Annotated in this window: 25 protein-coding genes; 4 read left to right on the forward strand and 21 right to left on the reverse strand. The window is 70.4% G+C overall.

Going from position 1 to position 25,848, the window contains the following annotated elements:
- Positions 1-32 precede the first annotated feature (32 nt).
- Genes ABD736_RS09635 through ABD736_RS09655 form a run of 5 tightly spaced genes read right to left on the reverse strand, consistent with a single transcriptional unit; the run spans position 33 to position 5,096 of the window.
- A complete protein-coding gene (locus tag ABD736_RS09635) occupies positions 33-842 on the reverse strand; it encodes an ABC transporter ATP-binding protein (protein WP_425555005.1) in 810 nt (269 codons plus the stop codon).
- Positions 839-1,744 carry an ABC transporter permease gene (locus ABD736_RS09640; RefSeq protein WP_344791538.1) on the reverse strand — a complete coding sequence of 302 codons (906 nt, stop codon included), beginning with the start codon at positions 1,742-1,744 and terminating at the stop codon, positions 839-841. The genes ABD736_RS09635 and ABD736_RS09640 overlap by 4 nt, the downstream gene beginning before the upstream one ends.
- Positions 1,745-1,749: 5 nt before the next feature.
- Positions 1,750-2,769, reverse strand: a complete 1,020-nt coding sequence (locus tag ABD736_RS09645; protein ID WP_344792235.1) for a TIGR03842 family LLM class F420-dependent oxidoreductase — start codon at positions 2,767-2,769, stop codon at positions 1,750-1,752.
- 29 nt (positions 2,770-2,798) lie between these two features.
- Positions 2,799-4,232, reverse strand: coding sequence for a dihydropyrimidinase (hydA, locus tag ABD736_RS09650; RefSeq protein ID WP_344791539.1), 1,434 nt, complete (start codon positions 4,230-4,232; stop codon positions 2,799-2,801).
- A 15-nt stretch (positions 4,233-4,247) separates the two neighbouring features.
- On the reverse strand, positions 4,248-5,096 hold the full coding sequence (locus ABD736_RS09655; RefSeq protein ID WP_344791540.1) for a nitrilase-related carbon-nitrogen hydrolase: 849 nt from the start codon (positions 5,094-5,096) through the stop codon (positions 4,248-4,250).
- A gap of 84 nt (positions 5,097-5,180) precedes the next feature.
- Between ABD736_RS09655 and ABD736_RS09660 the strand changes: the two genes are divergently transcribed.
- Both ABD736_RS09660 and cofD read left to right on the forward strand, forming a co-directional pair.
- A complete protein-coding gene (locus tag ABD736_RS09660; RefSeq protein WP_344791541.1) occupies positions 5,181-6,518 on the forward strand; it encodes an aminotransferase class I/II-fold pyridoxal phosphate-dependent enzyme in 1,338 nt (445 codons plus the stop codon).
- A gap of 46 nt (positions 6,519-6,564) precedes the next feature.
- Positions 6,565-7,638, forward strand: coding sequence for a 2-phospho-L-lactate transferase (gene cofD / locus ABD736_RS09665; protein ID WP_344791542.1), 1,074 nt, complete (start codon positions 6,565-6,567; stop codon positions 7,636-7,638).
- A 57-nt stretch (positions 7,639-7,695) separates the two neighbouring features.
- Here the strand turns inward: cofD and ABD736_RS09670 are convergent, their stop codons facing one another.
- Positions 7,696-8,811 carry a hypothetical protein gene (locus ABD736_RS09670; protein WP_344791543.1) on the reverse strand — a complete coding sequence of 372 codons (1,116 nt, stop codon included), beginning with the start codon at positions 8,809-8,811 and terminating at the stop codon, positions 7,696-7,698.
- 299 nt (positions 8,812-9,110) lie between these two features.
- Here ABD736_RS09670 and cofG point away from each other — a divergent pair, with 299 nt between their 5' ends.
- Positions 9,111-11,471, forward strand: coding sequence for a 7,8-didemethyl-8-hydroxy-5-deazariboflavin synthase CofG (gene cofG / locus ABD736_RS09675; RefSeq protein ID WP_344791544.1), 2,361 nt, complete (start codon positions 9,111-9,113; stop codon positions 11,469-11,471).
- Positions 11,468-12,997 (forward strand): flavin-containing monooxygenase, encoded by a 1,530-nt coding sequence (locus ABD736_RS09680; protein WP_344791545.1) that lies wholly within the window; start codon positions 11,468-11,470, stop codon positions 12,995-12,997. Before cofG ends, ABD736_RS09680 begins: the two co-directional genes overlap by 4 nt.
- Here the strand turns inward: ABD736_RS09680 and ABD736_RS09685 are convergent.
- The 15 genes from ABD736_RS09685 to ABD736_RS09755 all read right to left on the reverse strand — a co-directional run bounded on the left by ABD736_RS09685 (position 12,994) and on the right by ABD736_RS09755 (position 25,834).
- Entirely contained in the window at positions 12,994-13,677 is a 684-nt protein-coding gene (locus ABD736_RS09685; protein WP_344791546.1) for a GNAT family N-acetyltransferase, read from the reverse strand. The two genes, ABD736_RS09680 and ABD736_RS09685, sit on opposite strands and share 4 nt — an antisense overlap.
- 251 nt (positions 13,678-13,928) lie before the next feature.
- Positions 13,929-15,128, reverse strand: a complete 1,200-nt coding sequence (locus ABD736_RS09690; protein ID WP_344791548.1) for an MFS transporter — start codon at positions 15,126-15,128, stop codon at positions 13,929-13,931.
- Between the two features lie 3 nt (positions 15,129-15,131).
- Complete coding sequence (locus ABD736_RS09695) at positions 15,132-15,296, reverse strand: hypothetical protein (RefSeq protein ID WP_344791549.1); 165 nt, start codon at positions 15,294-15,296, stop codon at positions 15,132-15,134.
- A 9-nt stretch (positions 15,297-15,305) separates the two neighbouring features.
- Positions 15,306-15,914: an alkylhydroperoxidase domain protein gene (locus ABD736_RS09700; RefSeq protein ID WP_344791550.1), complete on the reverse strand. Its 609-nt coding sequence runs from the start codon at positions 15,912-15,914 to the stop codon at positions 15,306-15,308.
- Complete coding sequence (locus ABD736_RS09705; RefSeq protein ID WP_344791551.1) at positions 15,914-16,498, reverse strand: CMD domain protein; 585 nt, start codon at positions 16,496-16,498, stop codon at positions 15,914-15,916. The genes ABD736_RS09700 and ABD736_RS09705 overlap by 1 nt, the downstream gene beginning before the upstream one ends.
- A 39-nt stretch (positions 16,499-16,537) precedes the next feature.
- Positions 16,538-17,554 (reverse strand): putative FMN-dependent luciferase-like monooxygenase, encoded by a 1,017-nt coding sequence (locus ABD736_RS09710; RefSeq protein WP_344791552.1) that lies wholly within the window; start codon positions 17,552-17,554, stop codon positions 16,538-16,540.
- The gene (locus ABD736_RS09715) at positions 17,554-18,363 is read right to left on the reverse strand and encodes an ABC transporter ATP-binding protein (protein ID WP_344791553.1); all 810 of its coding nucleotides are present in this window, start codon (positions 18,361-18,363) and stop codon (positions 17,554-17,556) included. Before ABD736_RS09715 ends, ABD736_RS09710 begins: the two co-directional genes overlap by 1 nt.
- Entirely contained in the window at positions 18,360-19,217 is an 858-nt protein-coding gene (locus ABD736_RS09720) for an ABC transporter ATP-binding protein (RefSeq protein WP_344791554.1), read from the reverse strand. The genes ABD736_RS09715 and ABD736_RS09720 overlap by 4 nt, the downstream gene beginning before the upstream one ends.
- Positions 19,214-21,016: an ABC transporter permease gene (locus ABD736_RS09725; protein WP_344791555.1), complete on the reverse strand. Its 1,803-nt coding sequence runs from the start codon at positions 21,014-21,016 to the stop codon at positions 19,214-19,216. The genes ABD736_RS09720 and ABD736_RS09725 overlap by 4 nt, the downstream gene beginning before the upstream one ends.
- A 35-nt stretch (positions 21,017-21,051) precedes the next feature.
- Positions 21,052-22,212, reverse strand: coding sequence for an ABC transporter substrate-binding protein (locus ABD736_RS09730; RefSeq protein WP_344791556.1), 1,161 nt, complete (start codon positions 22,210-22,212; stop codon positions 21,052-21,054).
- A 95-nt stretch (positions 22,213-22,307) separates the two neighbouring features.
- On the reverse strand, positions 22,308-22,946 hold the full coding sequence (cofC, locus tag ABD736_RS09735) for a 2-phospho-L-lactate guanylyltransferase (RefSeq protein ID WP_344791557.1): 639 nt from the start codon (positions 22,944-22,946) through the stop codon (positions 22,308-22,310).
- The gene (gene cofE / locus ABD736_RS09740; RefSeq protein ID WP_344791559.1) at positions 22,943-23,770 is read right to left on the reverse strand and encodes a coenzyme F420-0:L-glutamate ligase; all 828 of its coding nucleotides are present in this window, start codon (positions 23,768-23,770) and stop codon (positions 22,943-22,945) included. Before cofE ends, cofC begins: the two co-directional genes overlap by 4 nt.
- A complete protein-coding gene (locus ABD736_RS09745; protein ID WP_344792236.1) occupies positions 23,767-24,753 on the reverse strand; it encodes a TIGR03557 family F420-dependent LLM class oxidoreductase in 987 nt (328 codons plus the stop codon). The genes cofE and ABD736_RS09745 overlap by 4 nt, the downstream gene beginning before the upstream one ends.
- 65 nt (positions 24,754-24,818) lie before the next feature.
- A complete protein-coding gene (locus ABD736_RS09750) occupies positions 24,819-25,469 on the reverse strand; it encodes an MOSC domain-containing protein (protein ID WP_344791560.1) in 651 nt (216 codons plus the stop codon).
- 143 nt (positions 25,470-25,612) lie between these two features.
- Positions 25,613-25,834, reverse strand: coding sequence for a hypothetical protein (locus tag ABD736_RS09755; protein ID WP_344791561.1), 222 nt, complete (start codon positions 25,832-25,834; stop codon positions 25,613-25,615).
- Positions 25,835-25,848 lie beyond the last annotated feature (14 nt).

Consider the following 25,848-nt stretch of genomic DNA (forward strand, 5'->3'; position numbering starts at 1 on the left):
CAGCCGCGATGATGTCGACGGCGCCGGCGACCTCATCGCGTCTCGACCCCGACGGGCAGCGCCGCGCCCTCGCCGTGCAGCGCCTCACGCACGGCCGTGACCGCCGCGTAGAAATCCGTCGACTCGCGCAGGCGCTCGCCGCGCTCGGCCGCAGGGCCCAGGCCGAGCTCGATCTCACGGGTGATCCGCCCCGGCCGCGGTGACATGACGATCACCCGGTCGGAGAGGAAGACCGCCTCGGGGATCGAGTGGGTGACGAACACGACCGCGGCGCCGGTCTCGGCGGCGAGCCGCACGAGCTCGGTCTGCATGCGCTCCCTCGTCATCTCGTCGAGCGCGCCGAACGGCTCGTCCATGAGCAGCAGCCGCGGCTTCTCGGCCAGCGCCCGCGCGATCGCGACGCGCTGCTGCATGCCGCCCGAGAGCTGGTCGGGGTAGTGGCTGGCGAAGTCCTCGAGCCCGACGAGCGCGAGCAACTCGGCCACCCGCGATTTTCGGGCGGATGCCGGCACCTTGTGCAGCTCGAGCGGGAGGGCGATGTTCGCCGCGACGGTGCGCCACGGCAACAGCCCGGCCTGCTGGAACGCGATGCCGTAGTCCTGATCGAGACGCGCCTGCTGCGCCGTCTTGCCGAAGACCGAGACCGTTCCCGAGCTCGGCGCATCGAGATCGGCGATGAGCCGCAGCAGGGTGCTCTTGCCACAGCCGCTCGGCCCGATCAGGGAGACGAACTCGCCGGGCGCGAGGCTGAGGCTGACGTCGTCGAGCGCGGTCACGGTGCGCCGCCCGCCGGCGAAGACCCGACTCACCTGCTCGACCTGAACGGCGTCGATGTCGGTCACGATGACTCCTCTCCTCTGCGGAACCTGCGCAAGCCCAGTCCGATGAGCGAGACGGCGCCGGCGACCACGAGTCCGATGACGACGGCGCCGATGATCGCGGCCCACGGCTTCGCCGGGTCGCCGCCCGATGCGATGCCGTAGGCGAGGATCGTGCGGCCGATTCCGCCCTGCATGCCGGTCGACACCTCGGCGACGATCGCGCCGACGACCGCCGCAGCCGCCGCGATGCGCAGGGCAGGAAGCAGATAGGTCACGGCGGCAGGCAGGCGCAGGCTCCACAGCGTGCGCCACCACCCGGCAGCGAAGCTGCGGAACAGCTCGAGCTGCGTCACGGGCGCGGAGCGCAGCCCGCGCAGCAGCCCAACTGAGATCGGGAAGAACGCGAGGTAGCCGGCGATCGCCGCGACCGACATCCACTGCTTCCACACGAACCCGCCCGCGTGGATCTGCGACCCCCAGGTCACGACGAGCGGGGCGAGGGCGATGAGCGGAACCGTCTGGCTGAGAATCACGTAGGGCAGCAGCGCCCGCTCGGCGAGCCGCCACGACACCATCAGCAGCGCCAGCAGCGCGCCGAGCACCACCCCGGCCGCCCAGCCGCAGGCGGCGATGCCGAGGCTGACGAGACTCGCCCTAGCCACCGCCGCGAGCACCGTCGGCGACCCGGCCGACGAGTCCACAGGTTGCCCGTAGCGCTGGAAGATCGCCCACAGGTGCGGCATCGCGAGGTCGCTCGTGCGCGGCAGCACGACCGTCTGGCCCCATCGCACGCCCTCGACCGGGCCCAGCGCCTTGTAGAGCTCCCACACGACAGCGAGCACCAGCACGCCGCCGATCGCGAAGAGCGCGCGGCGGGGCCAGCCCGGGGCAGTGTTTCCACGAATGGCGGTGCGGCGCGGCATCCGTCTCACGCCTTCGCGATCACGTGGTCGCTGACAGCCGGGATGACGCGCTCGCCGTAGACGCGCAGCGTCTCCTCTTTGTTGTCGTGCTGCAGGTAGCCCGCGAACTGCGTGACGCCCAGCTCGCGCAGCGCGCGCAATTTCTCGATGTGATCGGATGCTTCGCCGAGCACGCACAGCCGATCGACGATCTCATCGGGCACGAAGGCCGTGTGGGTGTTGCCCGCGCGGCCGTGCTGGTTGTAGTCGTAGCCCTCGCGCGCCTTGATGTAGTCGACGAGCACCTGCGGCACCGCGCCGCCGTCTTCGCCGTAGCGCTTCACGATGTCGGCGATGTGGTTGCCGACCATGCCGCCGAACCAGCGGGTCTGGCCCCGCTGGTGGGCGAGGTCGCTGCCGATGTACATGGGCGCCGCAACGCAGATGTCGAGAGCTTCGGGGTCGCGGCCCGCGCCGCGCGCGGCATCCTTGACGGCTTTGATCATCCACTCGGCCACATCGAGATCAGCCAGCTGCAGGATGAAGCCGTCACCCACCTCGCCGGTCAGCTTGACCGCCTGCGGACCGTACGCCGCGACCCAGACCGGCAGTTCGCTGCCGCGCGACCACGGGAAGCGCAGCGTCGACCCCTTGTACTCGACCTCGCGCGAGCTGCCGAGCTCGCGGATGACGTGGATGGCCTCGCGCAGCTCGGCCATCGTGACCGGCTTGCCGTTCGTGACGCGCACGGCGGAGTCGCCGCGGCCGATTCCGCAGATCGTGCGGTTGCCGAACATCTCGTTCAGCGTGGCGAAGACGGATGCCGTCACCGTCCAGTCCCTCGTGGCGGGGTTCGTCACGAACGGGCCGACCTTGAGCCGGTGAGTGCGGGCGAGGATCTGGGAGTGGATGACGTACGGCTCCTCCCACAGCAGGTGCGAGTCGAAGGTCCACGCGTGCGTGAAGCCGTGCTGCTCGGCGAGCTCGGCGAGGTGGATCACCCGGCTCGCGGGCGGGTCGGTCTGCAGGACGACGCCGAAGTCCATGCCGCGTCTGTCTGTCGTCATCGGGCCGCTCACACCAGGTACTGGCTCAGGCCGCGCTTGATGAACGAGCCGTCGCCCTTCGAGCCCCGGTAGGCGCCCTTGTCGACGATCATCCGGCCGCGGCTGAGCACGGTGTCGACGCCGCCGTCGATCTCGAAGCCCTCCCACGCGGAGTAGTCCATGTTCATGTGGTGGGTCGCCGCCGAGATCGTCGTGTGCGCGTTCGGGTCGTAGATGACGACATCGGCGTCGGCGCCGGGCTGGATGACGCCCTTCTTGCCGTAGAAGCCGAACATGCGCGCCGGCGTCGTGCTGGTCAACTCGACCCAGCGGGGCAGCGAGATCTCGCCGAGCACGACGCCCTGATAGATGAGGTCCAGGCGGTGCTCGACCGAGCCGATGCCGTTGGGGATCTTCGCGAAGTCGCCTCGCCCCAACTCTTTCTGGCCCTTCATGCAGAACGGGCAGTGGTCGGTCGAGATGACCTGCAGGTCGTTCGTGCGCAGCCCCTGCCACATGTGGTTCTGGTGGCCTTCTGCGCGGCTGCGCAGCGGGGTCGAGCACACCCACTTGGCGCCCTCGAAGCTGCCCCACTCGTCGCTCTGCGCGCCGAGCTGCTCTTCGAGGCTCAGATAGAGGTACTGCGGGCAGGTCTCGGCGAACACGTTCTGGCCGCGGTCGCGGGCGGCCGCGATCTCTTCGACGGCCTGCTTCGCGCTCACGTGCACGACGTAGAGCGGGGCGCCGGTCATGCCGGCGTAGACGATCGCGCGGTGCGTCGCCTCTGCCTCGGTCTGCCAGGGCCGCGTCGTGCCGTGATAGTACGGCGCCGTCTCGCCGCGGGCGAGCGCCTGCTGCTGCAGCACGTCGATGACGGCGCCGTTCTCGGCGTGCATCATGATCATCGACCCGGTGTCGGCGGCCTTCTGCATCGCCTTCACGATCTGGCCGTCGTCGGACAGGAAGACGCCCTTGTAGGCCATGAAGAGCTTGAAGCTCGTGACGCCCTCTCTGATCAGCTCGTCCATCGCGTCGAGCGACGAGTCCTGCACGTCGGAGAGGATCTGGTGGAAGCCGTAGTCGATCGCGCAATTGCCCGCGGCCTTCTCGTGCCAGAGCGCGTACTGGTCGATCGGGTTCTCGCCGGCGTACTGCACGACGAAGTCGACGATGGTCGTCGTGCCGCCGTGGGCGGCCGCGCGCGTGCCCGTCTCGAACGTGTCGCTGGCGAAGGTGCCGCCGAACGGCATCTCCATGTGGGTGTGCGCGTCGACCCCGCCGGGGATCACGTACTTCCCGGCCGCGTCGATCACGGTGTCGACGCTCTGAGTGAGATCGCTGCCGAGCAGTTGCGAGCCCGGCGCGAGAACCGCGACGATCTGCTCGCCGTCGATGAGCACGTCGGCGGCGACCGTGCCCGTCGCGTTCACGACGGTGCCGTTCGTGATGAGGGTCTTGGTCATCGGATGCCTCCGCGGTTACGGCTTGGGGATCGAGGTGTAGGAGTCGGGCCGGCGGTCGCGATAGAACTGCCAGTCGTCGCGCACCTGCCGGATCAGGTCGAGGTCGAGGTCGCGGATGACGAGTTCCTCGTCGGTGGCCGACCCGTAGCCGCCGATGATGTTGCCGCGGGGGTCGACGAACTGGCTCGAGCCGTAGAAGTCGACCGCGAGCTCGCCGTATTCGTTGTCTTCGCGGCCGACCCGGTTGGGTGCCGCGACGAAGTATCCGTTCGCCGCGGCGGCCGCGGGCTGCTCGATTTCCCACAGCCGGTTGCTGAGGCCCGGCTTCGTCGCGTTCGGGTTGAAGACGATCTGGGCGCCGTTCAGTCCGAGCTCGCGCCACCCTTCCGGGAAGTGCCGGTCGTAGCAGATGTAGACGCCGATCGGGCCGACCGCCGTCTGGAACACCGGGTAGCCGAGGTTCCCCGGGCGGAAGTAGAACTTCTCCCAGAACTTGTCGAGGTTCGGGATGTGGTGCTTGCGGTACTTCCCGAGCACCGTTCCGTCGGCATCCACCACCACGGCTGTGTTGTAGTACAGGCCGGGCATCTCGGCCTCGTAGATCGGCAGGACCATGACCAGCTCGAGCTCTTTCGCGAGTGCGGCGAAGCGCTGCACGATCGGGCCGTCGGCGGGTTCGGCGAAGTCGTAGTACTTCTTGTCCTCGGTGATGCCGAAGTAGGGGCCGTAGAACAGCTCCTGGAAGCAGATGACCTGCGCACCCTGAGCCTTCGCCTCGCGGGCGAACTCCTCGTGCTTCTGGATCATCGACTCCTTGTCGCCTGTCCAGGTGGTCTGGGTGATCGCGGCTCGGATGACCGTCATCGAAACCTCCATACGTCGGTTCTGGTTCTGTTATCGTTCGGCGTGAACATTTCCCGACAATTTCTTCGCGTGACGCGTCGGTAAATGTTGCTGAAGCCCGACGACACGTCCCCGCGCGGCATCGCCGCGTCGATCGCGCGGCAGATCAGCGCGGGCGAACTGCAGCCAGGCGACCGCCTTCCGACGGTGCGCGAGCTCGCCGCCGAATTCGGCGTCTCACCGGCGACCGTGTCGCACGCCTGGCAGACCCTGCTCGCGGCCGGGCTGATCGTCGCGCGCGGCCGGGCCGGCAGCTTCGTGCGCGATCAGGGGGCGACGGATGCCTCCTGGCTGCCGCGCAGCATGGCAGAGCTCGCCGGCCAGGCCCCCGCCACGGCGCTCGACCTGTCGCGCGGCACGCCAGACGCGGCACTGCTTCCCGAGCTGCAGCCCGTGGTCGCGCGCATCGCGTGGCAGGCGAGCACGGGCAGCTATCAAGAGCTGCCCGTGATTCCCGAGCTGCATCGGCTGCTGCGTGAGTCCTGGCCGTACCCCGTCGAGGCGCTCACGGTCATCGACGGTGCGCTCGACGGGCTGTCGCGCACCCTCGACCAGGTCGTGCGCTTCGGCGACCGCGTCGCGGTCGAGGTGCCCGGGTTCCCGCCCCTGTTCGAGATGCTCGACGCGCACGGGGTCGAGCGCGTGCCGCTCGAGGTCGACGGCAGCGGGGTGACGCCGCGCTCGCTGTTCCGGGCGCTCGCGCGTGAGGTCTCCGCCGTCGTGCTGCAGCCGCGGGCGCACAACCCGACCGGCGCGTCGCTCACCCCGCAGCGAGCGGAGGAGCTGGCCCGCATCATCGCGGGGCAGCGCCGCGGGGCATCCGTCATCGTCATCGAAGACGATCACTCCGGGCTGATCTCGAGCGCGCCGCCCGTCTCGCTGGGGTTCTGGCTGCCGGGCCAGGTCGTGCACCTGCGCAGCTTCTCGAAATCGCACGGACCGGACCTGCGCATCGCTGCCCTCGGCGGCCCCAGGCCGCTCGTCGATCGCCTCGTGGCGCGGCGGCTGCTCGGCCCAGGTTGGACCTCGCGGATGCTGCAGACCGTGCTGCTCGAACTGCTGCGCGACCCGCTCGCCGTCGCCGAGGTGGGGCGTGCGCGGGCCGTCTACGCCGAGCGGCAGGCTGCGTTGGCGGCCGCACTGGAGGCCGCCGGCGTGCGGTCAACCGTCGGCGACGGAATCAACATCTGGCTGCCCGTGCACGACGAGCGCCGAGCGGTCGCGTCCCTGGGCGAGGCCGGCGTGCGCGTGGCGGCCGGGCTGCCGTTCGTGGCCGATGCACCGGGCAGCCCGGCGATCAGGGTCACCGTGGGGGCGCTTCCCGTCGAACGCGCGGCGTACGTGGCCGCGCTGCTCGCCCCGGTCGCCGCTCCGGCTGCGTGAGATCGAGCTGACCGAGCACGGGCGCGCACGCGAATAGGCTCGAGGGATGCCTCAGAACATCGTCGTGCTCGTGGGTGGAGTCGGGGGCGCGCGGTTCACGCGCGGTCTCGTCGCGGAACTGGAGCGCAGGCATCCGTCGCCCTCATCGCGCCCGGCCGTGACGGCCGTCGTCAACACGGGCGACGACTCGTGGATCGCCGGGCTGCGCGTCACCCCCGATCTCGATTCGATGATGTACACGCTCGCCGGCGTCAACGACGATGAGCGCGGCTGGGGGCTGCGCGACGAGTCGTACCGGGTGTCGGCCGAGATGAACGCGTACGGCGTCGGCTGGCCGTGGTTCACGCTCGGTGACCTCGACCTCGGCACGCACATCGCGCGCACCGCGATGCTGCGCGAGGGCATGCCGCTGACCGAGGTGGTCGCGCGGCTCGCCTCGCGCTGGAACGACGGTGCCGGGCTGCCCGTTCGACTTCTGCCGGTGACCGACGAGCAGGTTGAGACGCACGTGGAGATCGACCTGGGCTCCGGCCCCGAGATCGTGCACTTCGAGGAGTGGTGGGTGAAGCACCGCGCCGCCGTTCCCGCCCAGCGGTTCGTGCAGCTGGGGCTCGCGGGGTCCTCCGCCACGCGGGCCGTGCGCGACGCGCTGGTCTCGGCCGACGTGGTGCTGATCGCGCCGTCGAACCCGGTCGTGTCCGTCGGCACGGTGCTGTCGATCCCCGGCGTGCGTGCGTCTTTGGACGCGTCGAGCGCGCCCGTCGTCGGAGTGTCGCCGATCATCGGGGGCGCCGCTGTGCGCGGCTATGCGGATGCCTGCCTGTCGGCCATCGGAGTGGAGACCTCGGCGCTCGCGGTCGCGCAGCACTACGGGGCGCGGGGCGGTTCGCGGGTCGAGTCGGCGAAGCCCGACCCGCTGGTCGACTCGGCGATGCCGAATGGAGACCCCGCACGCGGCCTGCTCGACGGCTGGCTCGTGGCCGAGGAGGACGCGGCCTCTGTCGAGGCGGTCGAGGCCCTCGGCATCCGCTCGCGTGCTGTGCCGCTCTGGATGCGCGACACCGCGACCTCCGCGGCTCTCGCGGGCGCGGCGCTCGACCTCGCGGCCGAGCTGCGCTGATCCGAGCTGCGCTGCGCGGCGGCCGGTTCAGGTCGGCCTTCCGCCAGCGATGGGACGTCAGTGCCCGAGCCAGCTCACGATGCTGTTGAAGATCAGGTTCAGCGCGATGATGCCGAGCACGATGATGCCGCCGATGCCGATCGCGCGGCGGCTGCCCTTGAGTCGCCGGCCCTGCGGCGCGATGACGGGGAGGGAAGCGGAGGCGGCTGCCGTGAAGGCGGCTCCGGCCGGGGCATCCCCGGTCGCCTCCAGGTGATCCGCGGCAGCAGTGGCGGCCGCCACGTCGATCGCGCGTGGCGCCTGCTGCGCACCCGCGTGCTCGTCGAGGTAGCGGCTCGCGCGCGCCGCGATCTTGGGAAGCGCGGCGTTCAGCAGGCGGTCGGCCTCGATCCAGTCACGGGGGTTCTCGTAGTCGAGCCCGGGGGTCGCGAAGAAGATGATGCCGTCGTCGACGATCTCGACGTTGTAGTCGGCGGCGTAGTCGATGAGCGCGGCCATCACGTCGGGAGTGAAGACGTAGAGGGCGTCCTGCTGGTACTCGACCGGGGCGTAGAGCGTGAAGTGCTTGTCGAAGTCGCCCTCGAGCGAGAGGCGCTGGGTGCGCGCGAAGGACTCGGGCAGGTCTGAGCCCAGGAAGTCATTGGCCTTCGCGTCGAGCATCATGTGCGGCAGCGGCGCGGGCAGGTGCGCGGCGACGTAGTGCCAGCGGTGGGTGTGGCTGTTCTTGCCGCTGCCGGTGGTGTATTCGAGGGTGCCGAACTCCTGGCCGTCCGACTTCCAGAAGAAGCGCCTGCCGGTGAGGTCGCTGCCGTGATGCAGCAGCACCGTGTCGACCGAGGTGAGGCCCTCGGGCTTGTAGAAGAAGCCGTTCGCGGCGCCGACCCACGTCAGGCGCAGATCCGTCTGCGACTTGTAGTCGCCGCCCCACCAGATGAAGATGCCGATGCCGCAGCACACGGCGACGATGATGCTGACGCCGATGAGCGAGTGCGCCCAGCCGCTGTCGACGCCGAACACGTTGAAGACGATCGTCAGGACGATCGCCGCAGCGACCGCGATCACCCCGGTCAGCAGGGTGCGGCGGGGGAACGGCTTCAGGTCCTTGTGCTCGGGCGGCGCAGCGGCGCGCACCTGCTCGTCCGTCGCCTGCAGCCACCTCAGATCGAATGCCATGTGCGGTTCCCCCTGGCTGCTGAGAGTAGCGGTGCTTGGGGGCGCATGGCTGCTCGAGCGGTGCGACATGTACGTTCGATCGCTCACGAGCGTGCATTCCGCACCGGCCGATGTCAGTGGCGTGGTGCGCTGGTCGCCGCGCTGATCGGCGAGTGGCTGGAGCGGGTGCGGGCGCACACGCCGGGTTAGGCTGGCTGCATCGGCAGCGGCCTGGATTTGGGCCGCCGGGCTGCGCGCATCTGGCTTTGATGGCGTTTCGGCTCGGCATCCGTATCCGCCCAACTATGTCCAGGTGACCCATGGCTGTCCCTCTGATGCTGCGCACTCCCGCTGCGCCCTACGCCCGGCCCACCGCGCTCGACGGCGCGCTCGATCGCCTCGAGAGCTCGCCCGGTCCGTGGGCGACGCTGTCGCATGCGGATGCCACAACTCTGCTCGCCGCGCGCGATGCCGACCTGGACCGGCTGCTCGCGGTGGCCGGGCGCATTCGCGACGAGGGGCTGGCCGCCGCCGGGCGCCCCGGCGTGATCACGTACTCGCGGAAGGTGTTCATTCCGCTCACGCACCTGTGCCAGGACCGCTGCCACTACTGCATCTTCGTGCAGACACCGGGCAAGCTCGCGAAGGCCGGAATCTCGCCGTACATGGAGCCAGAGGAGGTGCTCGAGGTCGCGCGCCAGGGCGCGGCGCTCGGCTGCAAAGAGGCGCTGCTGACGCTCGGCGACCGACCCGAGAACCGCTGGCCGATCGCGCGGCAGTGGCTCGACGAGCACGGCTATGCGTCGACGCTCGACTACGTCGCGGCGATGGGTGAGCTCATCCTGCGCGAGACCGGGCTGCTGCCGCACCTCAACCCCGGTGTCATGTCGTGGGCGGAGCTGCAGCGACTGAAGCCCGTCGGCCCGTCGATGGGCATGATGCTCGAGACGACCTCGACGCGCATCTGGGAGACGCCCGGCGAGGCGCACTTCGGCTCGCCCGACAAAGACCCCGCCGTTCGGCTGCGGGTGATCGACGACGCCGGTCGGTCGCGGATTCCCTTCACCACCGGAGTGCTGCTCGGCATCGGCGAGACCGCCGAGGAGCGCATCGACGCCGTGCTCGCCCTGCGCGCCGCGCACGAGAAGTACGGGCACATCCAAGAGGTGATCGTGCAGAACTTCCGTGCGAAGAACGCCACCGCGATGATGGGCGCCGTCGACCTCGAGACGCAGGAGTACGCCGCGGCCGTCGCCGTCACCCGTGTGCTGCTCGGGCCGGGCATGCGCGTGCAAGCGCCGCCGAACCTGACGGATGCCGACGAGCTCGCCCTGCTCATCCGCGCCGGCATCGATGACTGGGGCGGCGTCTCGCCGCTCACGCCCGACCACGTGAACCCCGAGCGCCCCTGGCCCCAGATCGAGGAGCTCGCGCGACTGACCGCCGAGGGCGGCTACACCCTGCGCGAGCGCCTGACCGCGCACCCGCATTACCTGCGCGAGGCGCGCGGTGCTGTGATTTCCGGGGATGCCGGCCGCGGCGCCGACTGGTTCGACGACCGCCTGCGCCCGCGCCTTCTCGAGCTCGCCGACGACTACGGGCTCGCACGACACGACGCCTACCTCGAGTCGGTGCTGAAGCGCGCGGAATCCGACCCCGCGGGCCTCACCGATGCCGAGTACGTCGCCCTGCTGCACGCCGACGGTGACGATCTCGAGGCGCTCGCCTCGCTCGCCGACGGGGTGCGGCGCGACCGCGTCGGCGACACCGTGACCTACGCCGTGAACCGCAACCTCGACTCCTCGCTCGGACTACCGCTCGACGAGGTCGCAGCTCTCGCCGACGAGGCCGCCGCGCTCGGCGCCACCGAGATCTGCGTGCAGGGCATGCCCCCGCGCGAGGCCGGCACAGGCGGCTACCTCGAGCTCGCGCGCACCATCAAGCGGGTGCAGCCGCAGCTGCACCTGCACGCCTTCCGGCCCGCCGAAGTGCTCGACGGCGCCGCCCGGGCCGGGCTTGCTCTCGCCGACTGGCTCGCGCAGCTGCGCGCGGCCGGAGTCGACACGGTGCCCGGCACCGGGGCGCGGATTCTTGACGATCGCATACGCGGAATCCTGACCGGGGGCGCCGACATTGAGGCATCCGTCTGGATCGACACTGTGGAGAACGCGCACCGCGCCGGTCTGCGCTCGACTGCCACGATGGTCTACGGTCACGTGGAGACCGCCGCCGACCAGGTGAAGCATCTGCGCGCGCTTGCCGCCCTGCAGGACCGCACCGGCGGCTTCACCGAATTCATCGCAATGCCGTGGCTGCCCTCCGAGTCGCCGGTCGAGGTGCCGGGCGCACGCCCGGGCCCCACCCTGCGCGAGTCGCGCGCCGTGCACGCCGTGGCGCGGCTGATGCTCGCGGGGCGCATCGACCACATCCAGGCGGCGTGGACGAAGCTCGGCCTGCGAGGCGCTCAGCTCGTGCTCGCGGGCGGCGCGGACGACCTCGGCGGGGTGCTGCTCGACGGCACGCTCGACCCGAGCGCCGGTCCCGAGCAGGGTCGGCAGCTGACGGTCGCCGACGTGACGAAGCTCGCGGGCGAGCTCGGTCGGCCGGTCAGGCAGCGCACGACGACGTACGGCACCCCGGCGATCGACTCGGCGAAGCCGAATGGAGACGCCGCGCGATGACCCGGGGCGGGTCTCCATTCGCCTGTGGCGAGCCGACCAGCGCTGCTGGCCACGGCGAGTCGACCAGCGGTCAGCGGATCGACGTCGCCGTCGTCGGGGCCGGCATCGCCGGCATCGGCATGGGGGTGCAGCTGAAGCGCTCCGGCCGCGACGACTTCCTGATCTTCGAGCGCGCCGGCGACCTCGGCGGCACGTGGCGCGACAACACCTACCCGGGCGTCGCCTGCGACATTCCGAGCCAGCTGTACTCGTACTCCTTCCGCCCCAAGCCCGACTGGTCACGCCGCTTCGCCCCGGGGGCAGAGATCCTCGAGTACCTGCGCGCCACCGCGCGCGATGAAGGCCTCGAACCGCACCTGCGACTCGGCGAGCCCCTCACGGGCGCACGGTGGGATGACGAGAACGGATGCTGGTGCCTGACCACCCCGCGCGGCGAGTACCGCGCCCGCGCTCTGGTCATGGCGGCCGGGCGGCTGAGCGAGCCGAGGATTCCGGCGATTCCGGGGCTCGAGACGTTCACCGGTCCGGCGTTCCACTCCGCACGTTGGGACCACTCGCCCCTCGACGGGCTACACGTCGGGATCGTGGGCACGGGGGCGAGCGCGGTGCAGCTGCTGCCCGAGGTCGCGCGGCGTGCGGCATCCGTCACGGTGTTCCAGCGCACGCCTGCCTGGGTGCTGCCGCGCGGCGATCGCGCGTTCGCACCGGGAGAGGCACAACCCGACCGCGCCGAGCTCGCGGCAGAGGCCGAGCGCCTGTTCGACGCGCGCATCGCGGGCTCGGAAGCCCTCGCACGCCTCCGCGCGACAGCCGAGACGCACCTGCGGGAACAGGTCGCAGACCCCGCGCTTCGCCGCGCGCTCACCCCGACGTACGAGCTCGGGTGCAAGCGCGCGGTGTTCAGCGACGACTTCTACCCCGCGCTGCAGCGCCCGAACGTGCGCCTCGAGGCCAGCGCCCTGACCGCGTTCGACGAAGGTGCCGCGGTCGCGGCATCCGGTGCCCGCTATGGACTCGACGCCCTGATCTTCGCGACCGGCTTCGAGACCGCGCGGCCGCCCATCGCGCGCCTGGTGACCGGTCGCGACGGCGAGACCCTGGCCGCGCACTGGCGCGACGGCATGACCAGCCACGCCTCGACCGTCGTCGCCGGGTTCCCCAACCTGTTCGTGCTCGATGGCCCGAACTCGGCGCTCGGGCACAGCTCGGCGTTCGAGGTGATCGAAGTGCAGCTCGGCTATGTGCTGGGCGCGCTCGAGCACCTGGATGCCCGCACAGACGGAACCCCGCTCGAGGTGACGGCTGACGCCGAAGCGGCATACGAAGCGGAGATCGCGCGGCTCGCCGCCGACACTGTGTGGGTCAGGGGCGGGTGCTCGAGCTGGTACCGCGACGAGGCGTCCGGACGCCTGACGCTGCTCTGGCCCGCGAGAGTCGCCGAGTTCCGCGCGCGCTACGGCGTCTTCGACCCGGCGCCGTTCGTGCGAGCTGTGCCAGAGCCCGCCGGCGTGGTCACGCCTTCCTAGGTACCGCTCGGCGCCTCGAGCTGGGCCCGCAGCGCCTCGACGCCGTCGAGCGTCGGCGTCGCACCCAGCAGGGCGAAGTTCGCCTCGCGCACGGCATCCCACTTCTCACGTGTGATGCGGAAGCGGTTCGCGACAGCCGCCGTGCCCTCGCGCGCCATGCGCGTGATGCCGTCTTCCTCGTAGCCGACCTTGCGCGACACCGCGTTCGACGCCGCGTTGTCGGCGAATGCGCCGGAGGTGACGTCGTGCGCGCCGAGTCCGTCGAAGAGCAGGTGCAGCATGAGCACGCGCATGCGGGTGCCGATGCCTCGGCCCTGGAACTCACGGCCGAGCCACGAGCCGGTCTCGACGCTGCGCAGCACGGTCCACTGAGTGCCGCTCGCGCCCTGCGATCCGACGACGACGCCGCCCACGAGCACCGCGAACTCGAGGGTGAGCTTCGGGCCGACGTTCTGCCGAATCGACCACTGGTACTTGAGCACGCTGCGCGCGACTTGGTCGGGCGTCCCGCGCGTCCACGGCGTGTAGAACGGCATCGCCTCGGGGTCGTGGACGCCCCGCCCCGCGAGCTCAGCGAGATCGACGAGCAGGTCGTCGTCGATCCACCTGAGTTCGAGGTCGCCGGCGGTCGCGCGGACGCCGGCTGCTTGCCACAGCTTGATGAGCGCTTCGGATGCCACGCTGTCAGTCTTCCAGGCCGGGAACGCGCCTCCGGACGCGACCGTCTTCGTCGACGCACTTGAACGAGGACACCACTTTTCAACCTCAGAGCACCATTGGTGCCCAGGTGACACCAACGGTGTCGCGACGGCACCGATGGTGTCAGAACGGCACCGTTGGTGTCAGGACGGCACCGTTGGTGTCGCGAGGGCACCAATGGTGCCCTCGGCGTCAGAAATGGTGCTCTCGGCGTCGGAAATGGTGTCCTCGTTCAAGTGCCGCGAGGCCACGCCGTCGCCAGGCCCGCGAACGCCGCCGCTCCGAGCGCCGCCGCGATCAGGAACACCCCGGGCCCCGTCACGGCAGGCGCGAACACGCTCTCGAGCAGCGGGAACGCGAAGCCGACGTACGTCGCGCTGTAGAAGATGCCGGTCAGCGTCGCGAGGTCGTCGGGGCGCGCGAGCGCGTCCACCGCGTTCAGGCCGCTCACCAGCAGGAATCCGTAGGCCGCGCCCAGGCAGATCGCGGCCGGTGCGAGCAGGAACGGCGAGTGCGTGAGCACGGTGGCCGCGCCGAGAAGCATCCCGATCACAAGCGCGGCGACGCCCGTCTGGAACGGGGCGCGCGGCGAGCGCTGGGCGAGCCGACGCGCCCAGGACTGCACGAGGATGCCGGTGCCGAGCGTCACCGCCGCCGTGATACCGCTGGCGATCTCGGTGAAGCGCCCGACGTCGATCTGTCCGGGCAGCACGGCAAGCGACGCCGATGCGGCACCGAAGACCCACGGCGCCGTGGGAAGGATCGCGCGCAGGAAGACCCGGCTGCGCAGCGCCGCGCCCACCTCGCTCGCGCCACGGGTGCGGCCGGGGTGATGCGAGACGGTCTCGGGCGCGCGCCAGACGTACAGGGCCGCCGCGACGACGAGCAACACGTGCACGGCATAGGGCAGCTGCTCCGGCAACGGCACCCACTGGCTCAGCACGCCCGACAGCAGCGGGCCGCCGGCGAACCCGGCGGTCAGTGCCACGGCGGCGCGACGGGCCCCAGAGCTGCCGCGCCCGGCCCGGTCGGAGAGCTCTTTGACCCACGCCGTCCCTGGGCTGAACGTCGACCCGGCGGCGACGCCGACGACCACGCGCCCCACGAGCAGGCCGGCGAACGAGTCACCGGCGAGCAGCAGCATGAGCGACCCCACCGCCGAGAGCAGCAGCGCGCCCCGCACGACGAGCCGACGCCCGAAGCGGTCGGAGAGCGGCGCGACGAGGATCAGTGCGGGGATCAGCCCGAGCGCGTACGCCCCGAAGAGTCCGTTGACGTCGACCGCACTGAGCGCCCCGCGGTAGACGTCGAGCAGCGTCGCGAACATGTTCGCGCCGTAGCCGACGACGAACATCGCGGCGGCCGGCCGCAGCCACGCGGCGCCGGACGCGCCGCCGGACCCAAGTTCGGCGGACGGTGAAGAGCCGCTCAAGCTCTAGAGCAGCCCCGTCGCGGCGACCGCGGCGGTGCCGACGGTGCCCCCGACGACCCCGCTCGACAGGTGGTACCCGGGCACGACGTTCACGCCGACGATCAGCGCAGCGGCCACGAGCAGTCCGATGATCATCCAGACAACGAGCCAGTTCACGCCACGATCCATGCCTCCACGCTATCCCTGCAGAGGCGGCGTCGGCTCCCCGAGCGAGAGCATCAGCCGGTTCGCCCAGTTGAAGAACGCGGCGCCGTGAATCGCGTCGGCGATCGCGAGGTCGTCGAGGCCGGCCTCGCGCAGCTGCTGCACGTGCGCGGCCGAGAACTCGCCGGGGGTCTTCGTCAGCGCCACCGACGCGTCGATCACGGCCCGCCACTGCGGGTCGTCCTGCGGCGCGGCGGTTCCCTCGTCGAGCAGCCGCTGCACGTCGTCGGGCCGCTTCGACTTCTGCGACGCGAAGCGCGCGTGCACGGATGCGCAGAACAGGCATCCGTTCGTCCGCGACGCGGCGGCCGCCGACAGCTCGCGCTGGGCACGCGGCAGCCCGCCCTTCTCGTTGTAGAAGATGTCGTTGTCGGTGCGGGTGCGCGCCCCGAGGATGTCGGGGTCGCGCGCCAGCAGCCGGAAGTACGGGCTGTTCACGCGGCCCTTGTCGACGAGGCCGGCGTAGTGCCGCTCGGTCAGCTCGTCGATCGCGAGCGGCTCGAGCCATGCCGCCCAACCCAGCTGCGCCTGCGTGAATTCGTTCGGCCGTTCGAACTCGTGGCGGATGACCTGGTCAGGCATCACAGCTCTCCCTTCAGGACGGTGAGCCCCGCGACGACGCGGAGCTGGAAGTTGAGGAACGACACGAGCTGCGAGAGCGTCACGATGCCGGTCGTCGACCAGCCGGCGTCGATCAGCGCCTGCAGCGCGTCCGCCGAGGAGTCGCGCGGGCGGTACGTCAGCAGGTGCGTGTGCGCGAGCGCCGCGGCGAGACGGATGCCGACGGCATCGGTGAGCTCGGCAGAGGGCTGCCAGTGCAGGCCGTCCTGGTTCTCGGCCGACAGCGGGCCCTCGGGGTAGTCGCCATAGGGGCCCGTCGTGACCGCGGAGGGCAGTGCGGCCTCCAGCGCGGCGAGCACCTCGGCGGATGCCTCTGCCAGCAGCTCACGGTAGTAGTCGGCGGTCGGGCTCTGCGCGAGGGCGACCGCCCAGTAGGCGATCGCGAGGCGCTCGAGCTGCGAGACGTGGTCGAGCTCGTCAGAGGCGAACAGCGCGTCGTAGCTCGCCTGGGCGTTGCGCTTGGCGTCGGGGCGCTGCTCGCGCAGCGCGAAGATCGCGTCGCCTTCGCGGGAGCCGACCAGGTGGTCGATGACATCGATAGGCATGGGATTCCTTTCGAGGGGGTCTTGAGGTGGGGTCCGCGGCTACTGGCCCGGCGCGGAAGACGGCGACCAGCCGAGCGCCGGCGCGATCTCGCGCGCGATCAGCTCGAGCGAGCGCAGCACGACCTCGTGCGGCGGGTCGACGGGGTGGGGCTGGAAGACGAGGTCACTCGCGGAGCGCAGGATCGGGTCTGCGGTGAGGGCGCCCAGCACCTGGTCGACCGTGCCGACGTGCAGGTCGAGGTAGGCCGCGAGCTCGAGTTCCGGCGCGTCGGTGGGCACCACGGTGCCCTGCGCCTCCAGCATGCGCAGCGAGCGCGCGATGCCCTGAGCCCGCCACCGCGCCGCCTCTTCCTCGGTGTCGATGACGAGAACCGAGCGCGAGGCCATGACGCGCTGCGGCACCCCGTGCGGAAGCGCCGCGGCATGGGCATCCACGATCTCCACCTGGTCCTCAGCCGAGCCGCGACCCGTGTACTCCTTGCGCGGCTGCGTGCGCGACAGCATCAGGCCGTTGCCCTCTGCCCCGATGCGCGCGGCCCCGCCCGCGGAGAAGGTGGCTTCCCAGAGCGTGTCGACGAGCGCCGGCGCGGGCGGGTACAGCGCGCCGCCGTCGCTCGTGAGGACGTCGCCGCGCAGTGCGGAGAGCAGCGTCTTCTTGTGCGCCGCGTAGATCGCGGGCCGGTCGGCCGGGTCGTGGCCGAACGGCGGGAACGACGACGAGGTTCCGCCAGAGCCGATGCCCACCTCGAGCCGCCCATCCGACAGCAGCCAGAGCACGGCAGCGTCCTCGGCCACGCGCAGCGGCGCCTCGAGCGGCAGCGTCACGATGCCGGTGGCCAGCGTGATGCGCGACGTCTTCGCCGCCGCCTGCGCCAGCAGCACGAACGGCGACGGCAGACCGCCCTCGTCGCGGTGGAAGTGGTGCTGCGCGACCCAGGCAGTGTCGAACCCGAGCTCCTCCGCCCGCACGAACTGGGCGATCGCGTTCCGGTAGCGCTCGACGGGGCTGACGTCGTCAAGCAGGCGAGTGAAGAATCCGAGCCGGGGGCCTGTCATTACTGCGGTGCCTTTCCGAGGTACGCCTCTTGGATCTCCGGGTTGTCGAGCAGCTCGCGCGCGGTGCCCTGCAGCACGATCTCGCCGGTGGCGAGCACGTAGCCGCGCGAGGCGATCGAGAGGGCGAGTTCGGCCTGCTGCTCGACGAAGAGCACCGCGACGCCGAGCTCGCTGTTGATGCGCGCGATCTCGTCGAGCACCTGGTCGACGAGCTTCGGCGAGAGGCCCATCGTGGGCTCGTCCATGCAGATCAGCCGTGGGCGGCTCATCAGCGCACGGGCGAAGGCGAGCATCTGCTGCTCGCCGCCCGAGAGCGTCCCGGCTTCCTGCTTGCGCCGCTCGGCGAGACGCGGGAAGTGCGTGCGCATCCGCTCGAGGTCTTCGGCGATGCCCGCCTTGTCCTTGCGCGTGTACGCGCCGGCGAGCAGGTTCTCGTCCACCGTCAGCTGCGGGAACACGCGGCGCGCCTCGGGCACCGACGCGATGCCGGCCGTGATGCGGCGCCTCGTCGACGCGTGCGTGATGTCGGCTCCGTCGAACCGCACGGCGCCCGACTTCACCCGGGTCAGCCCCAGGATCGTCTTCATCGTCGTCGACTTCCCGCTCGCGTTCCCGCCGAGCAGCGACACGATCTCGCCCTCGCCGACGGTCAGCGTGTTGCCGCGCAGAGCGTGGAACGGCCCGTAGTGCACGTGCACGTCGTCGAGTTCAAGGAGCGGGCGTGAATTGCCCGCCCGCGCGGGCGCGGCGCCGCTCGCGGAGCCGCTCGAAGATGCAGCTGTGGATGCCTGCGCCGTCGGCTCACTCATGAGAGGTCCTCCCCACCCAGCCCGCGCCGCCGCCCGAGGTACGCCTCGATCACGGCGGGGTCGCGGCGCACCTGCTCAGGCCGCCCCTCAGCGATGATGCGCCCTCCGTCCATCACGATGACCCGGTCGCTGACCGACATCACGAGGTCGAGCTTGTGCTCGACGAGCAGGATCGCCTGCCCCTCGGCCTTGAGGTCGAGCAGCTGCTGCAGCACCTCGGCGGTCTCCGACTGGTTCATGCCGGCGGTCGGCTCGTCGAGCACCAGCAACTTCGGCCCCAGTGCCAGCGCTCGCGCGATCTCGGTGCGGCGCCGGTTGGCGTAGCTCAGCGAGTAGGCGGGGTCGTCGCGCCGCGGCCCGAGCCGCGCCTCGAAGCGCTGGATCTCGCGCGCGATCGTCTTATCGATCTCGGCCCGCTCGCGCCGCGAGCCCGGCGTGCCGATGATCGCGATGTACAGCTCGGCGAGCAGCGGAATCCAGCGCAGCAGGAACAGGCGCGACAGGCGCCGGAACGGGCGGCTGGCGCGCAGGGTCGAGTGGATGCCCACCTCGATGTTGTCTGCGACGGACAGCGTCGCGAACACCCGCCCGTTCTGGAAGGTGCGGGCGACGCCGTCCTCCGCGATGCGCGCGGTGTCTGCGTGCCCGATGTCCGCGCCGTCGAGCGTGATCGTGCCGCCGTTGGCCGGGATCGTGCCGGTGACGAGATTGAGCGTCGTGGTCTTCCCCGAGCCGTTCGGCCCGATGATCGAGACCACCTCGTGCGGCCCGACGGTGAACGAGATGCCGTCGACGGCCTTGAGCCCCTCGAAGTGCCGCTCGAGCTTCTCGACCTGCAGCAATACGTCGCTCATGAGTTCCTCACCAGGATTCCGCCGGGCCGGAAGCGCACCGCGAGGATCAGCACGAGGCCGTAGGCGACGATGCGCAGCTCATCGGTGAAGCGCAGCAGCTCGAGCCCGCCGATCAGGATGATCGCGCCGACCACCGCACCGTAGGGCAGGTTGACGCCGCCCATGATCACGATCGTGACCACCAGCAGCGACATCAGCGTCGTGAAGATCGTCGTGTCGATGTAGGTGTACTGGTGGGCGAGCAGCGAGCCGCCTAGCCCTGCGAAGAACGCCGACACCGCGAAGGCGAGCGCCTTGTAGTCCCGCACACGGACGCCCGAGGCCAGAGCCGCGACCTCGTCGGAGCCGACCGACGAGATCACCCGGCCGAGGTGCGAGTCGCGCAGCCGCCACATCACGAGCAGGGTGACGACCAGCACTCCGAAGTCGATGAAATAGAAGTCCCGTGGGGAGAACAGCAGGTGGCCGGCGATGCTCGGCCAGGGAATCCCCTGCACTCCCAAGGGCACGACGAGCTGGATGATCGCGACGACGACGAGCCCCAGCCCGAGCGTCGCGATCGAGATGTAGTGGCCCTTCACGCCCCAGATCGGCGAGGCGAGCACCGAGGCGATGACGGCGGCGATCAGCCCCGCGAGCGGCAGCGCCACCCAGAACGGAATGTGGACATACAGCGTGAGCAGCGCAGAGGCATATGCGCCGATCGCGATCGGCCCGGCCTGCCCGAGCGCCATGACGCCGGACTGCCCCGCGGTGATCGTGAAGCCCGCGGCGATGATCGCGTAGATCAGCACCTGCGTGCCCGTCGACAGCACGTAGTCGCTGCTGACGAACGGGATCACGCCCGCGCCGACCACGAAGGCGACGAGCCAGACCCAGCGCGGGATCCGGAACGGTCGGCCGCGCCCGAGGAAGGTGCCCGTCAGCGGCTCGGACGAGATCAGCGGCACCTTCCCGAACAGGCCGCCCGGCCGCACGATGAGCACGAGCAGCAGGATCGCGAAGATGATGATCTGGTCTGAGGTGTCGCCGAAGAAGTAGATGCCGAAGGACTCGAGGATGCCGAGCACGAAGCCGCCGATCACGGCGCCGACCAGCGAGCCGAGGCCGCCGAGGGTCGCCGCGACGAAGGCGACCAGCCCGGTGTTGAGTCCGGAGACCGGGTTCGCGACGCCGACGTAGAGCGCCATGAAGATGCCGGCGAGTCCGCCCAGCCCCGAGGCGATGACGAACGACAGGTGCTGGATCAGCCCGACCGGGATGCCCATCTGCAGGGCGGCCTCCTGGTCCTGCGCGGTGGCCCGGGTTGCGCGCCCGATCTTCCCGTACTTGAGGAAGACCGACATCACGATCATGACCCCCGCGGTGATGCCGAGCATCACGAGGTCGGAGGTGCCGAAGCGCATCGCACCGACGTGGAAGTTCGAGGTCGGCAGCACGCGGGGGAACACCCGCGAGTGCGCGCCGAATGCGAGCTGCGATCCGTTGTCGAGGATCTGCGAGACGGCATACGTCGACAGCATTGCCGCGAGCGGCACGAACTTCGCGAGCGGCCTGACGACCGCGATGTTGATGATGAGGCCAAGCGCGGCGCAGATCAGCACCACGAGCGGCAGCGCGAGCCAGAACGACCAGTGCTGCTGCGCGACGAAGAACCACGTGAGCATGGCGCCCAGCCCGAAGAACGAGAACTGGGCGAAGTTGACGACGTTCATCACGCCGAAGACGAGCGAGATGCCGACCGCTCCGAGGGCGTAGACGTTCCCTCGGAGCAGGCCGGCGATCAGAGTGTCGAACATGAAGCGCAGTTCAGCGGGCGATCAGCGACAGCGGCTCAGCCGTTGTACTGCACCCACTTGCCGCCCTTGAGAATGACGGGGGTCTCCTGCGGGGAGGCCGGTCGGCGCGTCGACGGGTCGAAGGTGATCTTGCCGTAGACGACGCTCGGCACGTCCTTGATCTTCTTGAACCCGGCGAGGATGCCCTCGCGCGAGGTGCCGCCCGCCTTCGCCGCGGCGACCGCGACATTCAGCGCGTCGTAGGCACCCGCCTCGAACGACGTGACGTCGGTCTCCTTCGGGTACTTCTTCTTGAACGCCGCGACGAAAGCCTTCACCTGCGGGTCGGTGCTCGTCTCGAGGAACTCGGTGCCGATGATCGAGCCCTCGGCATCGGGGTTGCCGTCGAACGACTCCTCGTCCTGGCCGCCGTAGAAGGTGCCCTGGTAGCCGATGGCGCGCAGCTGGGTGACGATCTTCGAGGCGTCAGGGCCGTAGCCGATCTCGACGAAGGCGTCGGGCTTGCCCTTGGTCGCCTTGAGCAGCGCGGGCTTGTAGTCGTCAGAGGTGTCGAGCACGCCCTCTGCGTCCGTGATCTTGAGGCCGACCTTCTTGGCCTCGCTCTTGAATGCCTGGTAGGCCGGGATGCCCCAGTCGGCGGTGTTGAGATAGGCGACGCCCACCGAGTCGACACCCTGCTTCTTGATGTAGTCGGCGGTCCACTTGTACGTGTCGGCCGTCGTGATCGAGGTCGACCACTGGTACTCGGTGCCCTTCGCGGTGAAGTCCGGGTTCGAGTTGTTGAACCCGTACTGCAGCAGCTTGCCCGCCGTGTAGATCGGCGAGGCGGGGATCGACGCGGCCGAGGAGTAGTCGCCGAAGACCAGCGAGATGCTCTTGTCGCCGACGAACTTCTGCGCGACCGGCACCGACTGCTTCGGGTCGGACTGCGAGTCCTCGTACTTGAGCGCGACCGGGTGTCCGTTGATGCCGCCCTTGGCGTTGACCTGCTCGACGGCGAGGTCGAACGCCTCTTTGAACTGCTGGCCGTACTGCGCGTACTGCCCGGTCTCGGCGGCCGAGACGCCGAAGTACACGGTGCTCTTCTTGCCGGAGCCGGAGTCGCCCGACGAGGTGTTCCCGGCGCACGCCGCGAGGCTGACCGCGGCGAGTGCGGCGACGGAGGCGACGCCGGCGCGTCGAATGATGCTGCTCATGATTGTGGGGTCCCTTGATCTCGGGAAGGCACGTGGTGGTTTCTCTTACCTAACAACGCGCGGCGCGCGCCCGAAGCGCCCGGTGTAACAGCCCGTCACAGACCAGCGTTTAGGCCCGCGAGCACGGCGCCGGTGTGCCGCCCCGGCCGCGCGATGCGGTCGACGTCGTCAGGGGCATCGACATCGCGCCGCAGCCCCGACTCGGCGGCCACCTCGAGCCGCTCGAACCCAGCCGCCGCGTGCGCCGCCGCCGACCCGGCTCCGAACTGCGGCTGCGCACTCTCGCCCGCGGCGAGCGTGATGAGCGAGGTGCCGTCTCCTGCGGCATCCGTGACATAGGCGAGCGGATGCCTGCCCGCAGCAGCCAGTGCAGCGGAGAGCTCGCCCGCCGTGAGCTCGGGCAGGTCGCCGAGCAGCACGGCCACCCGTGCCTCTCGGTCCGCGGCGCGCGCGGCTCGGATGCCGTGCGCGATCGCGCCGTTCAGCCCGTGCCGCGGGTCCGGCGTGATCGCGACCGGGGCGAGGTCGGCGGCGTCAGGGAAGAGCGTCGCGAGGCCCGGCTCGCTCGAGACGATCGTGACGCCCGCGACGTCGGCGGCCGCTCGCGCCGCGGCGACCACGTCCTGCAGGAAGGCGAGCGCGAGGGCGTGCCGAGAAAGGTCGTCGAAGCGCGCGGCGAGGCGCGACTTCGAGCTCGGCGCGCCCTTGAACGGGATGACGATGCGCCAGGTCACGCGGCGGGGTCTCCATTCGGCTGCGCCGATTCGGCAAGCGCGGCCGCGCGGCCGGCCTCGAAGCCCTGCGCGTACGCCTCGTCGGTGCCGAGGCGGAACATGTCGGTCGGTCCGGTGCGCGGCAGCGTGCGCGCCCCCGGCGTGTCGACCTCGGCGGTCACGAGCCGCCCCATGCCGCGCACCACGGCGACCGGCCGTCCAGAAGCCTTTCCCTTCACGAGGTCGCCGAGCCCCGCGAGCTCGTCGGCCACGACCGGAACGGTGACCGAAAGCGGGCGCCCCTGACTGTCGGTCGACCCGCGCAGGTCGTCGACGACGTGGACCCCGGCCGCGCCGATCGCGATGTCGGTCTGGCCGATGCGCCACGCACGCCCGAGGGTGTCCGAGACGATGACGCCGAGGCGAACACCGAAGCGCGCCCGCAGTGCGCTCGCCAGAGCCCTCGCGGAAGCATCCGGATCAATCGGCAGCAGCAGCACCGTGCCGTCTGCGGTGTTTGACGCGTCGACGCCCGCCGCAGCCCCGACGATGCCGAGGCGGTTCTCGACGATGCGCGTCACGCCGCCCTCATAGGCGCGCGTGGCGACCACGCGCACGGTCTCGGCCGTGATCGCGGCCTCGCGATCGGATGCCTCGACGATGCGCCCCTCTGCCTTCGACAGGATCTTGCTCGTCACGACGAGGATGTCGCCGTCGAGGCATCCGTTCTCGTCGCTCGCCAGAGCGTCCCCGATCAGCTGCGCGAGATCCGCGCCGGGCTCGATCTCGGGGATGCCGTCGAGCGCCCACGCGCTCACGCTGTGCCCATGCTTTTCGGCAGTCATCGCACCACCTTCGGAAGGACGTCGCGACCGAAGACGTCGATCCACTCGCGCTGGTTCCGGCCCACGTTGTGCAGATAGATACGGTCGAACCCGAGGTCGGCGTACTGCTGAATCGCCGCGCGGTGCACGTCGGGGTCGGCTGAGATGAGCAGTCGCCCTTCGAAGTCCTCGGGGCGCACCATCTTGGCCAGCTGCTCGAACTCCCACGGGCTGCGCAGGTCGGCCTTGGGGAAGCGCATGCCGCCGTTCGGCCACTCGGTGAGAGCGTTGCGCAGCGCCTCGTCGTCGGTCGCGGCCCACGACAGGTGCAACTGCAGCACCTTGGGTGCGTCGGCGACGGACCGCCCCGATTCGCGGCGCCCCTCGGCGAAGCGCTCGAGCAGCGGCCCCAGCTTGTCGAGGGGCGCGCCCGTCGTGATGAGCCCGTCGGCCGTGCGGCCGGCGCGCTTCGCGGTCACGGGGCCGCCCGTCGCGATCAGGATCTGGGGCGCCGTCTCGGGCATCGACCACAGCCGGGTCGACTCGAGCTTGAAGTAGCGTCCGTCATGTTTCACATCTCTGTGACGGATGCCGGAGGCGAACAGCTTCTGGATCACCTCGACGGCCTCGAACATGCGGTTGATGCGCTCCGGCGCCTCTGGCCAATACTGGCCGACGATGTGCTCGCTGAGCGCCTCGCCGGCGCCGATGCCGAGCCAGTGCCGACCGGGGTACATCAGGCCGAGCGTCGCGCTCGCCTGCGCGACGAGGGCTGGGTGGTGCCGGAAGGTCGGGGCGGTGACACCCGGGCCGAAGTCACCGCGGGTGCGCTCGGCGACGGCGGTCAGCACGTTCCAGACGTACGACGAGTTGCCCTGCTGCGGCACCCACGGCTGGAAGTGATCGGAGGCCATCGTGCCCGAGAAGCCGTGGGCTTCCGCGTATGCGGCGAGCGCCACCGCCTCTGCCGGGTCGAACTGCTCGAGTGCGGCGCTGTACCCGATCGCCGGTCGACTCGGCGCATCCGGCGCCGGCCGACTCGGCGAAGCCGAATGGAGGCCCGCCGCGCTCACGCGTCCACCAGCGCCGCGATCTCGGGGTGCAGGTGCTCGACCGGCTGGTGCTGCGCGAGCGTGCGAGCGAAGTCGTATGCCTCGCCGCGGCGCCCCGTGGCGAAGAACCGGCTCACCGTGATGCCGTGCCCGGGCCGATGCACGATCTCGATCTCGTCGCCGGCGGCGATCGACCCGCGCTCGACCACGCGGAAGTAGGCGCCGGTCAGGTTCGCCTGCGTGAAGCGCTTCACCCACTGCGGCTCTCCCATGCGGCGCTGGAACGTGGCGCACGGCGTGCGCGGAGAGGTCACCTCGAGCACCAGCTTCTCGCCGATGCGCCACCGCTCGCCGATCTCGGCGTGGGAGACCTCGACGCCCTGCGTGCGCAGATTCTCGCCGAAGAGGCCGGCGGGGATGTCGCGGCCGAGCTCGCGCGCCCACCAGTCCGCCTCTTCCTGGGCATAGGCGTACACCGCTTGGAACAGACCGCCATGGTTCTTGCGGTCGGCCTGCACGTCTCCGTAGACGCCGTACGGCTTGACGTCCACCGCCTCGGCGATCGGCTTCTTGTCGATCGCGGTCACACCCGCGGGGCCCCCGAGGTCGGGCAGCAGCTTGTCGACACGGCACAGTGCAAGCAGTGTGGGCGCAAGCGGGGAGGCCATGCCTCCATTCTCACCTTCGCGGCGACGCTGCTGTGCCCGTTCGGCCGCCCGCTGTGCCCGTTCGGCGCAGCTGTGACCGCTGCAGCGGGCGCACTTGCGCCGATCGGCAACCCTTCGGTCGCAGCGATGTCGGCCAGGGCCGTCTAGGGTTCGTGCGTCATCGGCGGGTTCGGAACGATCGTGACCCCTGGGTCGTAGAGCCCGCCCGGGCCCTTCGAGTACGTCGGCGTCGGCACGATGCGCGGGAACTGCTGCGGAGCGAAGTGGTAGTACGCGATCCCGGCGACGGCCACCACGATCAGGCATCCGATCAGCAGCGACAGCCAATACGCGAACCCGCGCCGACGTCGTCGTCCCCCAGACATGGGGCCTAGTCTGC

Source organism: Gryllotalpicola daejeonensis, assembly GCF_039538145.1.
GTDB classification, from domain to species: Bacteria; Actinomycetota; Actinomycetes; order Actinomycetales; family Microbacteriaceae; genus Gryllotalpicola; species Gryllotalpicola daejeonensis.

Excerpts from the sequence above, each read along its gene's own strand:
- ABD736_RS09680 (WP_344791545.1), top strand. The coding sequence starts at position 11,468 with ATGACCCGGGGCGGGTCTCCATTCGCCTGTGGCGAGCCGACCAGCGCT.
- ABD736_RS09670 (WP_344791543.1), bottom strand. The coding sequence starts at position 8,811 with ATGGCATTCGATCTGAGGTGGCTGCAGGCGACGGACGAGCAGGTGCGC.
- ABD736_RS09750 (WP_344791560.1), bottom strand. The coding sequence starts at position 25,469 with ATGGCCTCCCCGCTTGCGCCCACACTGCTTGCACTGTGCCGTGTCGAC.
- hydA (WP_344791539.1), bottom strand. The coding sequence starts at position 4,232 with ATGACCAAGACCCTCATCACGAACGGCACCGTCGTGAACGCGACGGGC.
- ABD736_RS09730 (WP_344791556.1), bottom strand. The coding sequence starts at position 22,212 with ATGAGCAGCATCATTCGACGCGCCGGCGTCGCCTCCGTCGCCGCACTC.
- cofD (WP_344791542.1), top strand. The coding sequence starts at position 6,565 with ATGCCTCAGAACATCGTCGTGCTCGTGGGTGGAGTCGGGGGCGCGCGG.
- ABD736_RS09705 (WP_344791551.1), bottom strand. The coding sequence starts at position 16,498 with ATGCCTATCGATGTCATCGACCACCTGGTCGGCTCCCGCGAAGGCGAC.
- ABD736_RS09700 (WP_344791550.1), bottom strand. The coding sequence starts at position 15,914 with ATGCCTGACCAGGTCATCCGCCACGAGTTCGAACGGCCGAACGAATTC.
- ABD736_RS09655 (WP_344791540.1), bottom strand. The coding sequence starts at position 5,096 with ATGACGGTCATCCGAGCCGCGATCACCCAGACCACCTGGACAGGCGAC.
- ABD736_RS09755 (WP_344791561.1), bottom strand. The coding sequence starts at position 25,834 with ATGTCTGGGGGACGACGACGTCGGCGCGGGTTCGCGTATTGGCTGTCG.
- ABD736_RS09695 (WP_344791549.1), bottom strand. The coding sequence starts at position 15,296 with ATGGATCGTGGCGTGAACTGGCTCGTTGTCTGGATGATCATCGGACTG.
- ABD736_RS09725 (WP_344791555.1), bottom strand. The coding sequence starts at position 21,016 with ATGTTCGACACTCTGATCGCCGGCCTGCTCCGAGGGAACGTCTACGCC.
- ABD736_RS09640 (WP_344791538.1), bottom strand. The coding sequence starts at position 1,744 with ATGCCGCGCCGCACCGCCATTCGTGGAAACACTGCCCCGGGCTGGCCC.
- cofE (WP_344791559.1), bottom strand. The coding sequence starts at position 23,770 with ATGACTGCCGAAAAGCATGGGCACAGCGTGAGCGCGTGGGCGCTCGAC.
- ABD736_RS09715 (WP_344791553.1), bottom strand. The coding sequence starts at position 18,363 with ATGAGTGAGCCGACGGCGCAGGCATCCACAGCTGCATCTTCGAGCGGC.
- cofG (WP_344791544.1), top strand. The coding sequence starts at position 9,111 with ATGGCTGTCCCTCTGATGCTGCGCACTCCCGCTGCGCCCTACGCCCGG.
- ABD736_RS09710 (WP_344791552.1), bottom strand. The coding sequence starts at position 17,554 with ATGACAGGCCCCCGGCTCGGATTCTTCACTCGCCTGCTTGACGACGTC.
- ABD736_RS09660 (WP_344791541.1), top strand. The coding sequence starts at position 5,181 with ATGTTGCTGAAGCCCGACGACACGTCCCCGCGCGGCATCGCCGCGTCG.
- ABD736_RS09720 (WP_344791554.1), bottom strand. The coding sequence starts at position 19,217 with ATGAGCGACGTATTGCTGCAGGTCGAGAAGCTCGAGCGGCACTTCGAG.
- ABD736_RS09645 (WP_344792235.1), bottom strand. The coding sequence starts at position 2,769 with ATGGACTTCGGCGTCGTCCTGCAGACCGACCCGCCCGCGAGCCGGGTG.